The 14,663-nt window shown below is 64.4% G+C and carries 15 protein-coding genes; 7 read left to right on the top strand and 8 right to left on the bottom strand.

All coding sequences use genetic code 11. The features are described from left to right. Window positions 1-271: 271 nt before the first annotated feature. From ACFVSI_RS05340 to ACFVSI_RS05325, 4 genes are read left to right on the top strand one after another with little or no spacing between them, the layout of a single operon-like run. On the top strand, window positions 272-682 hold the full coding sequence (locus tag ACFVSI_RS05340) for a molybdopterin-binding protein (RefSeq protein ID WP_387820426.1): 411 nt from the start codon (window positions 272-274) through the stop codon (window positions 680-682). Beyond that, window positions 679-1,461, top strand: coding sequence for a molybdate ABC transporter substrate-binding protein (modA, locus tag ACFVSI_RS05335; RefSeq protein WP_387820424.1), 783 nt, complete (start codon window positions 679-681; stop codon window positions 1,459-1,461). The genes ACFVSI_RS05340 and modA overlap by 4 nt, the downstream gene beginning before the upstream one ends. Window positions 1,462-1,468: 7 nt before the next feature. Then, a complete protein-coding gene (locus ACFVSI_RS05330) occupies window positions 1,469-2,278 on the top strand; it encodes an ABC transporter permease (protein ID WP_387820422.1) in 810 nt (269 codons plus the stop codon). Next, window positions 2,275-3,345: a sulfate/molybdate ABC transporter ATP-binding protein gene (locus ACFVSI_RS05325; protein WP_387820421.1), complete on the top strand. Its 1,071-nt coding sequence runs from the start codon at window positions 2,275-2,277 to the stop codon at window positions 3,343-3,345. Before ACFVSI_RS05330 ends, ACFVSI_RS05325 begins: the two co-directional genes overlap by 4 nt. Before the next feature lie 160 nt (window positions 3,346-3,505). Here ACFVSI_RS05325 and ACFVSI_RS05320 read toward each other — a convergent pair whose 3' ends face one another. After that, window positions 3,506-4,123 (bottom strand): pyridoxamine 5'-phosphate oxidase family protein, encoded by a 618-nt coding sequence (locus ACFVSI_RS05320; RefSeq protein WP_387820419.1) that lies wholly within the window; start codon window positions 4,121-4,123, stop codon window positions 3,506-3,508. Between the two features lie 137 nt (window positions 4,124-4,260). Between ACFVSI_RS05320 and clpB the strand changes: the two genes are divergently transcribed. Beyond that, on the top strand, window positions 4,261-6,918 hold the full coding sequence (gene clpB / locus ACFVSI_RS05315; RefSeq protein WP_387820417.1) for an ATP-dependent chaperone ClpB: 2,658 nt from the start codon (window positions 4,261-4,263) through the stop codon (window positions 6,916-6,918). 12 nt (window positions 6,919-6,930) lie between these two features. On the opposite strand, the gene ACFVSI_RS05310 is transcribed toward clpB, so the two are convergent. Next, entirely contained in the window at window positions 6,931-7,761 is an 831-nt protein-coding gene (locus ACFVSI_RS05310) for a septum formation family protein (RefSeq protein ID WP_387820415.1), read from the bottom strand. A gap of 312 nt (window positions 7,762-8,073) precedes the next feature. Between ACFVSI_RS05310 and ACFVSI_RS05305 the strand changes: the two genes are divergently transcribed. After that, the gene (locus ACFVSI_RS05305) at window positions 8,074-8,298 is read left to right on the top strand and encodes a DUF3073 domain-containing protein (protein WP_011776148.1); all 225 of its coding nucleotides are present in this window, start codon (window positions 8,074-8,076) and stop codon (window positions 8,296-8,298) included. Window positions 8,299-8,480: 182 nt separating this feature from the next. Next, on the top strand, window positions 8,481-9,251 hold the full coding sequence (locus ACFVSI_RS05300; RefSeq protein WP_387820413.1) for a VOC family protein: 771 nt from the start codon (window positions 8,481-8,483) through the stop codon (window positions 9,249-9,251). A gap of 155 nt (window positions 9,252-9,406) precedes the next feature. Here the strand turns inward: ACFVSI_RS05300 and purM are convergent, their stop codons facing one another. From purM to ACFVSI_RS05270, 6 genes are all read right to left on the bottom strand, one after another. Continuing rightward, window positions 9,407-10,555, bottom strand: a complete 1,149-nt coding sequence (purM, locus tag ACFVSI_RS05295; protein WP_387820411.1) for a phosphoribosylformylglycinamidine cyclo-ligase — start codon at window positions 10,553-10,555, stop codon at window positions 9,407-9,409. Continuing rightward, window positions 10,552-12,177 (bottom strand): amidophosphoribosyltransferase, encoded by a 1,626-nt coding sequence (gene purF, locus ACFVSI_RS05290; protein ID WP_262276130.1) that lies wholly within the window; start codon window positions 12,175-12,177, stop codon window positions 10,552-10,554. Before purF ends, purM begins: the two co-directional genes overlap by 4 nt. Window positions 12,178-12,333: 156 nt before the next feature. Continuing rightward, a complete protein-coding gene (locus ACFVSI_RS05285) occupies window positions 12,334-12,666 on the bottom strand; it encodes a hypothetical protein (protein ID WP_387820409.1) in 333 nt (110 codons plus the stop codon). Between the two features lie 89 nt (window positions 12,667-12,755). Then, window positions 12,756-13,097: a hydroxyisourate hydrolase gene (gene uraH, locus ACFVSI_RS05280; RefSeq protein WP_262276128.1), complete on the bottom strand. Its 342-nt coding sequence runs from the start codon at window positions 13,095-13,097 to the stop codon at window positions 12,756-12,758. Then, entirely contained in the window at window positions 13,094-13,603 is a 510-nt protein-coding gene (gene uraD, locus ACFVSI_RS05275) for a 2-oxo-4-hydroxy-4-carboxy-5-ureidoimidazoline decarboxylase (protein ID WP_262276127.1), read from the bottom strand. Before uraD ends, uraH begins: the two co-directional genes overlap by 4 nt. Window positions 13,604-13,755: 152 nt before the next feature. Continuing rightward, entirely contained in the window at window positions 13,756-14,586 is an 831-nt protein-coding gene (locus ACFVSI_RS05270) for a phosphatase PAP2 family protein (protein ID WP_387820407.1), read from the bottom strand. Window positions 14,587-14,663: the final 77 nt, after the last annotated feature.

Here is a 14,663-nt window from a genome sequence, read left to right as displayed (position 1 = left end):
AGGTGCGGAGGACAAGTCGACGCCGGGCCGCATCTTCGGCTGCGGCCCGCACCCTTTTCCGCCCTGCGCGCCAGAGCTTACGGGTGCATTCCGCGGGTAAGGGTGCGCCCCATGCGCGGAAAGGGTGCGTCAGACGTCACCAGGTGCGCCAACGCAACCACCATGCCACGACTCCGGCCACATCCGACGCCCACTCACCAACCGAAAGTCACATTGCGTTTGCGGGTGCAGACGTTTCTTCCAGACGCAAATACGGAACTACACTCAATCCATGCCGCAAATACGTATATCCGAGGCCGCCCGTTTCCTCGGCGTCAGCGACGACACCGTGAGACGTTGGACGGAGAACGGGACGCTGACGCCGCAGAAGGATGCAGTCGGACGCCTGGCTGTGGACGGCCTGGAGCTGGCCACCCTTGCGCGTGACCAGTCGCACCTCCCGGACGACCCCTCCCGCGCCGGCAGTTCAGCCCGGAACCGCTTCATCGGTTTGGTCACTGGGATTACGGCGGACAAGGTCATGGCGCAGGTGGAGCTCCAGTGTGGTCCGTTCCGCGTGGTGTCCCTCATGAGCAGCGAGGCCGTGCGGGAACTCGGGCTTGAGCTTGGTTCAGTGGCTACCGCCGTGGTCAAGGCCACCACTGTCATCATCGAAACACCCCAGGGAAAGAGCATCATATGAACCGCAAACCCCTTACCGCAGTGCTGCTGGCCGGGGCATTGGCAGCGAGCGTGGCGGGATGCGCCCCGGGCGCGAGCCCAACGTCGCAACAAAGCACCTCACCCTCAGGCGAAATCACCGTCTTCGCCGCTGCGTCCCTTAAAGGAACCTTCACGCAGCTGGCCAAGGACTTCGAGGCGGCCAACCCGGGCACAAAAGTGAAGCTGAGCTTCGCTGGATCCTCCGACCTGGTCACGCAGATCACCCAAGGCGCCCCGGCGGATGTGTTTGCCTCCGCCGACACCAAGAACATGTCGAAACTGGCTGATGCGAACCTCGTGGAGGGCGCTGCCACCAATTTCGCCACCAACGTCCTGGAGATCGCTGTCCCACCCGGCAATCCGGCGTCGATCGCTTCTTTCGCGGACCTGGCAAAGCCGGGCGTCAAAGTGGTCACCTGCGCAAGCCAGGTGCCGTGCGGCGCCGCGACTGACGCCGTCGAGAAAGCTTCCGGAACCACGCTGAGCCCGGTCAGCGAGGAGTCGTCCGTGACGGATGTCCTGGGGAAGGTCAGCTCCGGTGAAGCGGACGCGGGCCTGGTGTACGTCACCGATGTGAAGGGAGCCGGCGACAAAGTGAAGGGCATCCCGTTCGCCGAATCGGACAAGGCGGTCAACACCTACCCCATCGCCACGGTAGGCTCCAGCAAGAACAAGGCGCTGGCGGCGGCCTTCATTGCCACGGTTACCGGGGACAAGGGCAAGCAGGTCCTGGGCGACGCTGGTTTCGGCACACCCTAGGGAGAATATGAAGACCACCACCGGCTATCACGGCATTCCGCGATGGATCCATGCCGTGGCAGCAGTGGGTGGCCTCCTGGTGATCCTGCCGCTGGCGGCGATGCTGCTGCGCGTGAATTGGCCCCAGTTCATCCCCCTGATCACGTCCGAGTCGTCCCTCGCAGCCCTGGGCCTGAGCCTGCGGACTTCTGCCGCCAGCACGGCTCTCTGCATTGTGCTGGGTGTTCCGCTGGCTCTGGTGCTTGCCCGGGGTGACTTCCCCGGCCAGAAACTCCTCAGGTCCTTTGTGCTCCTCCCGCTGGTGCTCCCGCCGGTGGTTGGCGGGATTGCGCTGCTGTATACCTTCGGGCGGCAGGGCCTCTTGGGGAAGTCGCTGGAGCTGGCCGGTCTGCAGATCGCGTTTACCACCACTGCGGTGGTCCTGGCCCAAACGTTTGTGGCCCTGCCGTTCCTGGTGGTTAGTTTGGAGGGTGCCCTGCGGTCGGCGGGCAGCAGGTATGAAGCCGTGGCTGCGACGCTCGGAGCCAAGCCCACCACGGTGCTTCGCCGCGTCACCCTTCCCTTGGTGCTGCCTGGGTTGGCGTCCGGGGCGGTGTTGTCGTTCGCGCGCAGTCTGGGTGAGTTCGGTGCGACGCTGACGTTCGCGGGCAGCCTGGAAGGTGTCACCCGTACGCTGCCGTTGGAAATCTACCTGCAGCGCGAGACCGACGCCGATGCCGCCGTCGCGCTGTCCCTGGTCCTGGTTGCCGTGGCAGTCGCGGTGGTGGGCCTAAGTTATGGCGGCCGGCGACGTGCACCGGAGGCGGTCCAGCCGTGAGCTTCGAGATGCGTGCCGGCCTGAAGACCAGGAATTTCGAGATGTCCCTCAGTCTCGGGGACGGTGAAACCGTGGCCGTTCTTGGTCCCAACGGCGCTGGCAAGTCAACGTTGCTGGGGGTGATCGCCGGACTGTTGCGGCCAGACTCCGGCTCCGCCTCGATTGACGGGCGCCAGCTGTTCAAGCTCGACGCCGGTACTCGCCAATGGGACCCGCCACACCTTCGCGGCATCGCCCTTTTGGCCCAGGAGGCACTGCTGTTTCCGCACCTGAGTGCGTTGGACAACGTCGCGTTCGGCCCCCGCAGTGCAGGTGGCTCCAGGGCCGCTGCCCGGGAAACTGCCCGGCATTGGCTGGCCGAAGTTGACGCGTTGACGCTGGCAGGCAGGAAGCCGGCCCAGCTTTCCGGAGGCCAGGCCCAACGCGTGGCCGTGGCGCGGGCTTTGGCAGCCGAGCCGGAACTACTGCTCCTCGACGAACCAATGTCTGCCCTGGACATCCACGCCGCGCCCTTGCTCCGCCGGGTCCTGAAACGGGTTCTGCAGGACAGGAAGGCCATCATCGTCACGCACGACGTCCTGGACGCCTACATGCTGGCAGACCGGGTGATAGTGGTGGAAAGCGGCCGCATTGACGAAGAGGGCCCGACGCGCCAGGTCCTGGAACGCCCCAGAAGCCACTTCGCCGCCGGACTCGCCGGCCTCAATCTCGTCACCGGCGCCCTCAGCCGGGAGGGAATCACGACGCCGGGTGGCCGGGTTTTCGCCGGACAACACGATGCCGACTGGGCGCCGGTGCCCGGCCAGGCAGGCGTGGCGGCGTTCCCGCCGTCGAGCGTTTCCGTTTTCCTCGGCGATGTCCACGGAAGCCCCCGCAATTCCTTCCCGGTGACCATTACGGACCTTGAGCCGCACGGCGACCAGATCCGGGTCCGGGCAGGCGCCGGTTCGGACGGCACGTTGTCTGCCGACATCACCCCAGCGGCATCGGCGGACCTCGGCCTGGCTCCCGGCATGGAGGTGCGGTTCGTGGTGAAGTCCGCGCTGGTCTCGGTGTACCCGGCGTAGGGCCATAGACTCAAAGTGTGGCGTTTGAGGTTCTATGGCCCTCTTACCGCACCAATGAGCGAACCGCTCAGAACAAAGACCCGATGCCAGTCGGGTCTTTCGTTCGTTAACGGCACAGCAGGCTGTTGCCTGATGGTGCAAGCCCAGGGCAGGTTCCCCGCTACTCCCGGTACATCCGCTCCGCATAGGACGGCCCGTAGTAGGTCTCGAGATCTTCCAGCGGCGTCTCCGGCTGGGTGTACGCCTGGGCGAGCACCGCGATGCTGGGAAGGTCTTCGGGTTCCCACGTTTCCGGCTGCCACAGGCCGCTGCGCATGAAGGCCTTGCCGCAGTGCGTGAACACTTCCTCCACCGAAACCACGACGGCGGCACGCGGCCGGTGCCCCTTGACCACCATCTGATCGAAGAAGTCGGCGTCACGCACAATTCGAGCTGTGCCGTTGATTCGCAGGGTGTCGCTGCGGCCCGGGACCACGGAGAGGATCCCGACGTTCGGGTTCTCCAGGATGTTGTGGAAGCCGAAGGCGAGCTTGTTGCCGGGTCGCTCGGGGATGGCGATGGTGTGCTCGTCAAGGACGTGGATGAAGCCTGCCGGATCGCCCTTGGGGGAGGCATCCACGCGACCCTGCGCATCCGTCGTCGAGAGGACGCAGAAGGGGCTGGCAGCGAGCCATTGCCGGTCGAAGTCGCTAAGCGAGGTCCGGACCTTCTTGCGCACCCGTTCGAGGGGCAATCCGATCAGGTCTTCGAGTTCAGCGGCGGAGGAAATCGTGTCCATGGCCCCAGCCTAACCGCGCAGCTATGGACATGGGTTTCGCCGTGGGCAAACATGGAACAAGTGACCGCCAAATCAAACTTGAGCGTAGTAGACTCAACTTTGAAAGTATTGGTCACTCTCCAGAAAGGGAGCTCTCTTTGGACGTCAAATTCACTACCAAAAGCCAGGAGGCCCTTTCTGCGGCCGCCATGAACGCATCAACCGCGGGCAATCCCCAAGTGGAACCTGCCCATTTGTTGAAGGCCCTCATGGACCAGCGGGAGGGCGTCGCTGTTGCTCTGCTGCGTGCCACGGGAGCCGATCCCGATGCCGTGAGCGTTCAGGCGAGCTCGGCCATCAAGGCCCTGCCGTCGTCGTCTGGCGCCTCGGTGCAGCAGGCGCAGTTGTCGCGACAGTCGCTGCAGGCCATCCAGGCCGCCCAAAACGAGGCGGACAAGCTCGGCGACTCCTTCGTCTCCACCGAGCACCTGCTGCTGGGGCTCTCGGCCGGAAGTGACGCCGTCGGGAAGTTAATGCGCGACGCCGGTGCCTCCCATGAGGCGCTTCTCGCCGCCCTGCCTGGTGTCCGCGGTGACAGGAACGTCAATTCCCCGGATCCGGAAAACACCTTCCAGGCCTTGGAGAAGTTCGGCACGGACCTGACTGCGGTGGCGCGCTCCGGCAAGCTGGACCCCGTGATTGGGCGTGACAGCGAGATCCGCCGCGTCGTCCAGGTCCTGAGCCGCCGTACCAAGAACAACCCGGTGCTGATCGGTGAGCCCGGCGTTGGCAAGACCGCCGTCGTCGAGGGCCTCGCGCAGCGGATGGTGGCCGGCGACGTCCCGGAGAGCCTGCGCGGCAAGACGCTCATCGCCTTGGATCTCGCATCGATGGTCGCTGGCGCAAAGTACCGCGGCGAGTTCGAGGAGCGCCTGAAGGCCGTCCTGGAGGAGATCAAGAACTCCAACGGGCAGATTGTCACCTTCATTGACGAGATCCACACCGTTGTTGGCGCCGGCGCCACGGGCGAGAGCGCCATGGACGCCGGAAACATGCTCAAGCCCATGCTGGCCCGCGGGGAACTCCGCCTGATCGGTGCCACCACCTTGGATGAGTACCGCGAGAACATCGAGAAGGACCCCGCCCTGGAGCGCCGCTTCCAGCAGGTCTACGTGGGAGAGCCGAGCGTTGAAGACACCATCGGCATCCTCCGAGGCCTCAAGGAGCGCTACGAGGCGCACCACAAGGTAGCCATCGCCGACTCGGCGCTGGTTGCTGCCGCCACGCTGTCCAACCGCTACATCTCGGGGCGCCAGCTGCCTGACAAGGCAATCGACCTCGTGGATGAGGCCGCGTCCCGGCTCCGCATGGAAATCGACTCGGCGCCGGAAGAGATCGACCAGCTCCGCCGCGCCGTCGACCGTTTGACCATGGAAGAGCTCGCCCTCCAGAACGAAACCGATCCCGCCTCCGTCGAGCGGCTTGCTGCGCTCCGCGCTGACATGGCGGACAAGAAGGAAGAGCTCAACGCCCTCAACGCGCGCTGGGAGGCCGAGAAGGCCGGACTGAACCGTGTGGGTGACCTGAAGGCCAAGATCGATGAACTGCGCTCGGCGCAGAAAAAGTATGAGCAGGAAGGCGACCTCGAATCGGCGTCGCGGATCCTGTACGGCGAGCTGCCGGCCCTGGAACGGGAGCTGAGTGCCGCCGCCGAGGAGGAATCAGCTCGCGGCGAATCGAAGCCGGAGCTGATGGTGGCTGAGGAAGTCACTGCCGACGACATCGCCGAGGTCATTTCCGCCTGGACGGGTATCCCGGCAGGCCGCATGCTCCAAGGTGAGTCCCAGAAGTTGCTGCATATGGAAGAGGAGCTCGGCAAGCGCCTGATCGGGCAGAGCAAGGCCGTACAGGCCGTGTCCGACGCCGTCCGCCGTGCCCGTGCCGGCATCAGCGACCCCAACAGGCCCACAGGCTCGTTCCTGTTCCTGGGCCCCACGGGCGTTGGTAAGACAGAGCTGGCCAAGGCATTGGCTGACTTCCTCTTTGACGACGAACGAGCCATGATCCGGATCGACATGTCCGAGTACAGCGAGAAGCACGCCGTGGCCCGCCTGGTGGGTGCCCCTCCGGGATACGTGGGCTACGAAGAGGGTGGCCAGCTCACCGAGGCTGTCCGACGCCGGCCGTACTCCGTGGTGCTGCTGGACGAGGTTGAGAAGGCCCACCCTGAGGTGTTCGACATCCTGCTGCAGGTGCTCGACGACGGTCGCCTCACCGACGGCCAGGGCCGCACCGTGGACTTCCGGAACACCATCCTGGTGCTGACATCCAACTCGGGCAGCCAGTTCCTGGTGGATCCGTCGCTGGATGCCAAAGCCAAGCGCGAAGCCGTCATGGCCGTGGTCCAGGCCTCCTTCAAGCCCGAGTTCCTGAACCGCTTGGACGAGATCGTGCTGTTCGATCCGTTGTCCGTTGAGGAACTGGCGCGGATCGTGGAACTGCATGTCGAAGAGCTCAGCAGGCGGCTTCGGGACCGGCGGCTCACGCTCGAGGTCACCGATGGTGCCCGCGCGTGGCTGGCCATGTCCGGCTACGATCCCGCCTACGGTGCCCGGCCGCTGCGTCGACTGGTCCAGCGCGAGATCGGCGACCGCCTGGCCAAGGAGATCCTTGCCGGCGAAATCGTCGACGGGGACACCGTGCTGGTCGATACTGCAGCGGACGTGGACGAGCTCACCATCGACGGTTTGGAAGCGCTGTCAAACGCCGACGGCGGAACCCCCGCAGGTACGGGGCTCACCGTCCGCCGGAAGTAGGACGGTCCGGCGCTACTTCTCGAGGAGGTCTTCCTTGATGGTGTTGCCGGAGTCCACCACGATGAAGCAATCAACGCGGCGGTCGCCACGGTCCCAGCTGGAACTGCTGGGGTACACGTTCTGCTGGAGCAGCACGTAGTTGGCGGCCGCATCGTTGAGCTTCACGGTCTTGCACACTTCCCTGCCCTTGTCCCGCAGGGCATTGGCGCCCGGGAAGGACTCGTCAGCGCCATAGCTGAACACTGCGCCGAGCTGGGCTGAATGTTCGGTGTCGCAGGCAACCGCCCTGGCCTCGCTGGCTTTGGGGTCGAAGCTGGCGAAGCAATCGCCTATCTGGAAGTCCTTCGCGTTCGTGTCGCGGGGGAGCGGGCCAAGCGTTGCCGAGGCGCTGGGGCTCGCCACACTGGCTTCCGGCCGGTTGCCAAGCAGGTTGAGGAGAACCCAAATCACCACGCCAATGAGAACCAGTACACCGACAACGATTCCGCCAATGACCAGGCGTTGACGCTTGACCGGGTCGCCGTGCGGCTCGGGTTGCCATTCCTGGGCCGTTTGCTGGGCAGGGTATGGCTGGCCCGTGTAGGGCTGTCCTGCGTGCGGCTGTCCCGGCTGTTGCTGGTTCGAATACGGCAGCTGCCACGGGTACTTCGGCTCGCCGCCGGGAACTGGGTCTGTGTTTGCCGCACCGTTTTCCGGGGGCAGCGCCGGATCAGGCTGCTCCGCCGGGTTGGGGACGAAGTCAGGGTCGAGCTCAGGTGCGGGATCCGGCTGGAGGCCCGACGGCGGCGTAGGCGGCGCTGCTTCAGCTTGTTCGCCAGGTGCCGGGCGAGGTGTTTCAGGCACGGGGGACGCACCCTCCTTGCCCTGATCGTGTGGTGATCCATCACGCGGTGAGGTGTTGTCCTGGCTCATATTTCCGGGTGTGCCTTCCTGCTGTGGAGCCGCATTGAGGCCGACTCTACCCAATTTTCCCGGTGCTTGGAGGTGCATATGGCTGGTTTTGACGGTGTGGGGTCCGGACTCGGGGCCCATGTGGCGCACAGGCACCCCTGAAAGCATGTAATCTAGACATACGACAAATTGACCAAACATTCCGGGGCCTCACCGATAGCCAAGGTGACCACCTCCGGTCCAAGTACAAAAGGGGGTCACGCCATGGGGCGCGGCCGTCAAAAGGCAAAAGCTACCAAGCAGGCTCGGGACATCAAGTACTACTCCCCGAACACTGACTATTCGGCACTTGAGCGTGAGCTCACGGGTCCATCCAGTCGTGTCAAGAGCCACTTCCCGGACGATCCTCCGGAGCCGGACTACTCGGCCTACGAGGACAAGTACGCGGAAGATGATGACGACGAGGTAGACACCCGCCGTATCGGATAGCTGTCGCAACCAACAGGTGCCGCTGGCACTGAGTTGCGTACCGCCGTCGTACATCAGGTCATCGCGCATCCCCGGATGCCGTATATCTTTTGAAAAGGGCCCCCAGGGCACGCCGCACATTGGCGTACCCTGGGGGCCCTTTTTGCTGAGGCTGAAGTCCTGGCCGTGGCAGGATTAAAGGCATGACGGAGAGAAAGCACTACGCCAGCGGAGAGCCATGCTGGGCGGACCTGCAGACCAGGGACGTCGCGGCGGCCAAGGATTTCTACCAGAAGGTGTTCGGGTGGTCGTACCAGGACCTGCCCACTCCGGACGGACGCAGTTACGCACAGGCGTTTGTAAAGGATCAGTTGGTGGCCGTCATCGCCCCGCAGAACCCTCTGCAGGAAGCCGCCGGGACGCATGGACAGTGGAACATCTACCTGGCCGCCACGGACACGGAAGAAGTAGCCGAGGACGCTGCCCACGCAGGCGGCAAGCTCCAGTTCGGCCCCGAGGCCGTTGCCGATACGGGAGTGCTGGCGTTCATCGAGGCAGCAGGCGGAGGAACCACGGGGATCTGGCAGGCGGGAACGCATATCGGCAGCCACCTTTACAACGAGCACGGTGCGTTGGCATGGGCCGAACTCCTCACTCCTGAGCCCCAGGCCGCCGTCGCGTTTTTCCAGCAGCTTTTCGGCTACGAGGTCACCGAATACCCCCAGGACGACGGCGGCAGCTACAGCACGCTGATGGTCGGTGGTAATGAGGTGGCCGGCATTGTCCCTGCCGAGGAGGGCGAGGACGCCGCGTGGCAGGTGTACTTTGGGGTGGCCGATGTCCGGAAGGCCGCCGACGCAGCTGTTGCGGCGGGGGGAGAGCTTCTGGTGGAACCTGAGGACCAACCCGAGGCTGGGTCGTTGGCCACCATCATGGACCCCCAGGGTGGAATCCTGAGCCTGATCCAGCTTTAGTACCCAACTAGGGGACAGCACATGCCCTAATGGGCCCCCATAAGAACATGTGCTGTCCCCTAGATGGGGAGTTAGTGGAGAACTTGGGGAGTTAACGACAAGGCGGCCCGGCAGTTGATCCCAACTGCCGGGCCGCTTTTCAAGCGAGAGGACGCTTAGGCGTAGGCGTTCACCAAACGGACCGCACCGCCGTCGACACCCTTGGCGCCCTGGACGTAATCCGGGCCGGTCTTGTCGATCGAGTCCGAGTTCTCCGAAACCGTACCCATGACCCAGGACGGCAGGCCGCGCTCGTTGAGGCGGGCAACGGCGGCGTCGGCAGCTTCCGGGGAAACGATCGCAACCATGCCCACGCCGAGGTTCAGCGTGCGCTCCAGGTCGGCCAACGGGACGTTGCCCAGCTCGGAAACCAGCTTGAAGATCGCGGGGAGCTCCCACGTGGCGCGGTCAACCGTGGCGACGAGGCCCTGCGGGAGGACGCGTGCCAGGTTGGCGGCCAGGCCACCACCGGTGACGTGGCTGAAGCCGTGAACAGCTGTTCCGGCGGAAACCGGGAACGTGCGGGCCAGGTCCAGGCAGTCGGCGGCGTAGACGCGGGTGGGCTCCAGAAGTTCCTCACCCAGCGTGCGGCCAAGCTCGGAAACCTGGCGGTCCAGTGCCCAGCCGGCGTGGTTGATGACGCGGCGGACCAGTGAGTAACCGTTGGAGTGCAGGCCGGAGGACGCCATGCCGATCACGATGTCGCCGGCGCGGACACGGTCCGGGCCGAGCAGGGCGTCAGCTTCGACAACACCGGTGGCGGCACCTGCGACGTCGTATTCGTGCTCACCCAGGAGGCCCGGGTGTTCGGCGGTTTCGCCACCCACCAGGGCGGTTCCGGCCACGGAGCAAGCCGAAGCGATACCGCGGACGATGTCAGCGATGCGCTCGGGAACAACCTTGCCGCAGGCGATGTAGTCCGTCATGTAGAGCGGTTCGGCGCCCACAACAACGATGTCGTCCACAACCATGCCCACCAGGTCGAAACCGATGGTGTCGTGGATGTCCATGGCCTGTGCAATGGCCACCTTGGTACCAACACCGTCGGTGGAGGTCGCCAGGAGCGGCTTCTTGTAGGTGAGGAGCTTGGAGACGTCGTACAGGCCAGCGAAACCGCCGACGCCGCCAATCACCGACGAGTTATGGGTCGCCTTTACGGCGCCCTTCATGAGTTCAACTGCGCGGTCTCCCGCTTCGACGTCGACACCTGCCGAAGCGTAGGTGATGCCGGCGTTGTTGTCAGCGGCGGGGGTTGCGGAGGTCATACAGACTCTTTCTTGTCGGCGTCGGTCAATCGATCAGCGTCGGTCAGGAGGTTCTCGAATTCGGCGTCAGGTCCTGGATCGCAGCCCGTGGCACCCGGCTTTTCGGCCGGATCCTCGGTTTCTTCAACGGAGTCTTCAGCAGGGGTGAGGCCACCCAGGTCGGTGCGCTCCAGCAGGTTCTTGCCCAGCTTGTCCGCGTGCGGCAGCTCGATCGGGTACTTGCCGGTGAAGCAGGCAGTGCACAGGCGTTCGCGAGGCTGCTGGGTTGCCCCGATCATGCCGTCCTCGGAGATGTAGGCCAGCGAATCGGCGCCGATGGCCTGGGAGATCTCGTCGATAGTGGCGCCGTTGGCGATCAGCTCCGCACGGGAGGCGAAGTCGATGCCGTAGAAGCAGGGCCACTGCACGGGGGGAGAGGAGATCTTGACGTGGACCTCTTTGGCACCGGCTTCCCGCAGCATACGGACAATGGCGCGCTGGGTGTTTCCGCGGACGATCGAGTCGTCCACCACCACGATGCGCTTGCCGCGGATCACGGATTCCAAGGCGTTGAGCTTAAGCCGGATACCGAGCTGGCGCAGCGTCTGTGAAGGCTGGATGAAGGTACGGCCAACGTAGGCGTTCTTGACGAAGCCGTGTGCGAACGGAATCCCGGACTGTTCGGCGTAGCCCACAGCGGCGGGAGTGCCGGACTCGGGCACCGGAATGACAAGGTCGGCCTCGTGGGTGTTTTCGCGGGCCAACTGGCGGCCCATCTCCACGCGGGACTCGTAGACCGAGCGGCCAGCGATGGCAGCGTCGGGACGTGCCAGGTAAACGTACTCGAATACGCAGCCGGCCGGGGTCGGCTCGGCGAAGCGCTGCGAACGGACGCCGTCCTCGTCGATGGCGATGAACTCGCCGGGCTCGATCTCGCGGATGAAGCTGGCACCGACGGTGGCCAGGCCGGCCTGTTCGGAGGCGACGACCCAGCCGCGCTCCAGGCGGCCGAGGCACAGAGGCCGGATGCCGTACGTGTCACGCGCTGCGTAGAGGGTTCCCTCGTCCATGAAGACGAAGCAGAAGCCACCCTTGATCTTGGGCAGCAGCTCCAGAGCCGTCTGCTCCAGGGTCTTGCCCTCTTCACCTTCAAGGAGAGCTGTCACCAGTGCGGTGTCGGAGGTGTTGCCCTGCTTCATTTCGCCGGTCAGCTGGCCGTCGTTGCGCTCGAGGATCATCTCCCGGAGCTCAGCGGTGTTGGTCAGGTTGCCGTTGTGGGCCAGCGCAACCGTTCCGGTTGCTGTCGCACCGAGGGTCGGCTGCGCGTTGGCCCAGTGGCTTGCACCGGTGGTGGAGTACCGGCAGTGGCCCACGGCCAGGTGCCCGGTCAGGGTGTTCAGGGTTGTCTCATCGAACACCTGGGAGACCAGGCCCATGTCCTTGTAGACATTGATGCGCTTGCCGTCACTGGTAGCAATACCAGCCGATTCTTGTCCGCGGTGCTGCAGCGCATACAGCCCGTAATAGGTGAGTTTTGCTACTTCTTCACCGGGAGCCCAAACCCCGAAGACGCCACAAGCGTCCTGGGGGCCTTTTTCGCCGGGGAGAAGATCATGAGAAAGTTTTCCGTCGCCACGTGCCACTGGTCGATTGTCTCATGTCGCGGGCGTGGTACGTTCCCCCGCAGCCTATATGACCCCGCCAACCCCTACAGAAAAGGCGGAGAACAGGCGTGTCGGGCCGAAAATGCGGTGTGTCTCACACCGGCTCCCCCGCGAAGGGTGGGCCGAGTGCGTGACTTAGCGGACGCCGTCGTTCTCTGGTCCCTCATCCGGAACCGTGTCCGGAACGGCTTCCACCACAGCGCGCTCGGAGCGCTTAACGCTCATGCGGTCCAGGACCAGGGCCAGGATGGAGAAGACGATGACGCCGCCGCCGGCGCACACGGTGAGGAAGAATCCGAAGACTGTGCTGGCGTCGAAGGCGGGATCTGCCGGGCGGCCGTAAGCGATGATTGCGGCCACGATTGCCCCCACCACCGCGCCCAAAATCATGAAGGGAACGAACTTGGGCGCCCGGCGAACAGTGATTTCGCGGCGGGCGGTGTTGGGGGTGGGGTCCTCAGAAGCCATGCCTTCAAGCGTACCTTTCCGAGTTTGTGTACAGATAATGCCCCTAAGAAGACTCCTTAGGGGCATTACCTGTACGAAAACTCGGTGGGTTAGCTGCCGCGGTACGTCGAGAAGGCGAACGGGCTCAGCAGGAGCGGCACGTGGTAGTGCTCGCCGGCGTCGGAAACTGTGAAGTTGAGGTCGACTTCCGGGAAGAAGGTCTCGGTCCCGAGGCCCTCGTAGTACGCGCCGGTGGCGAAGTTCAGGCGGTAGGCGCCGCCCGGGATGCGCTCGGGGCCAAGGGTCTTGATGCGGCCGTCGGCATCGGTTTCGCCCTTGGCCACCAAGGTCCATTCGTCGCCTTCGCGGACGTAAAGCACGACGGCGACCCCCGCTGCCGGGCGGCCGGAACCGGTGTCCAGGATGTGCGTGGTTACTTGTGAAACGCTCATGCGTTGACTCCTTCACTGACCAGACCGGAGAGACGCAACAGCGCGATCTCCCGCAGCTGTCCGGCCACAATCGTGTCTTCTTCTTCGGGGGTGTGGTTGAGGCGCTCCTGCAGCGTGCTGAGGATTTCCTGGGCGCTGCGACCGGCGGCGCGGATCAGGAAGACGCGGCCGAACTTCTCTTCGTATGCCCGGTTGCCTTCTGCCAGCGCGGTTGTCGTCTGGTTGTCCCCGGGGTCGACGCCGGCTTGTTCCGAACGCGACATGGCCGCCTCGGTGGTTTGTGCCTTGGGGCGTTCACCGATGCGGGGGTGGTGGGCCATGGCTGATTCCACCTCGGCCGCGGTGAAGGGCTCCGCGGCGCGGTGGGCCTGCGCCAGGAGTTCATCGACGCTGGCGTAGGGGCGCGCGTCGACGATGGTTTCCACCCAGCGGCTGATATCCAGGCAAGGGGTGAGGATCCTGATGGCCTCGTCCCGGTCGACGCTGTTGAATACTGCAAGCTCCATGCTTGTCATCCTCGTGCAAAATGCTGGCATCCATGGTGTGGGCTATGCGGAACTCCCGCTTTCGGGAGGAAGCATGTGCTTTCTAGCTTCCGCATCATGGAACTGTTATTTCAGCATACGTAATTCAGTTAAGCCGAGCCGCCCGGCTGGTGTCAAGAGACTACCTCGTGATGACCCCGTGTGCGCACTGTCAGATAGAGGCGGTGGGCCGTGATGACCAAGGCCAGCCAGGCAATGCCAATGGCCCACGCGGCCAGTACATCCGTCAGCCAATGGTGGCCGAGGTAGACGCGGCTGAGGCCCATGGTCACAGCGAAGACGGCCGCAATGACCACCGTGATGACGCGGGCCCGGGTGGTTTTGAGCCTCAGGATAATCAAGTACGCCACGATTCCGGCAATCACGATCGAGTTCAGGGAGTGGCCGCTGGGGAATGAAGCCGAATGTTCGTAGGGCGGGATCGCGTCTGCCAGGTCCGGGCGGGTTCGGCCAAAGAGCGGCTTTCCCAGCACCGTGATCAGGAGCGAACCCAAGCCGGCTGCGAGCATCAGAATGACCGGAGTCCACGAGCGCCTGCGGGTTGCCAGGAAAATCATGATGCCTACTGCGATCAAGGGCATGCCCACGGTGCCGCCTACGTTCGTATAGGCCGTGATGGCCGCATCTACAGCAGGGGAGCGGACAGACTTGGCAGCTTCCAGCACGGGGTGATCGAAATTCGCAACGCCGTTGGCCTCTGTGACGGACTCGTACACCTCCCCGAAGACCCATGCCAGCGCCAGCGTGACACCGAGGCCCACCAGGAGTGTGATGATGAGGGCTGCGTAAGGGCCCAGGAACTTGGTGACCCGCTCCGCGCCCTTTGCCAAGGTCCGGCCCGCCGGGGACTTCCACCGCGTCAGGTCCTGCCCGGCGACGAAGCGGTCCTGGTTTACCTCACCCCGTACGCCCTTTTCCGCGGGCCCGGTTCCTTCAGTCGTCACTCTCGTCCCCTATCGTGGCGGCTTCGATATTAGTGAGTAACCTTAGCATTTTTGGGTTTTCGGGCACTTCTTCGGCG

It is taken from the genome of Paenarthrobacter sp. NPDC057981 (genome assembly GCF_042886835.1).
Taxonomy (GTDB): Bacteria; Actinomycetota; Actinomycetes; order Actinomycetales; family Micrococcaceae; genus Arthrobacter.
The sequence above is the reverse complement of the archived record's forward strand: the minus strand, read 5'-3'. Positions and strand labels throughout refer to the sequence as shown.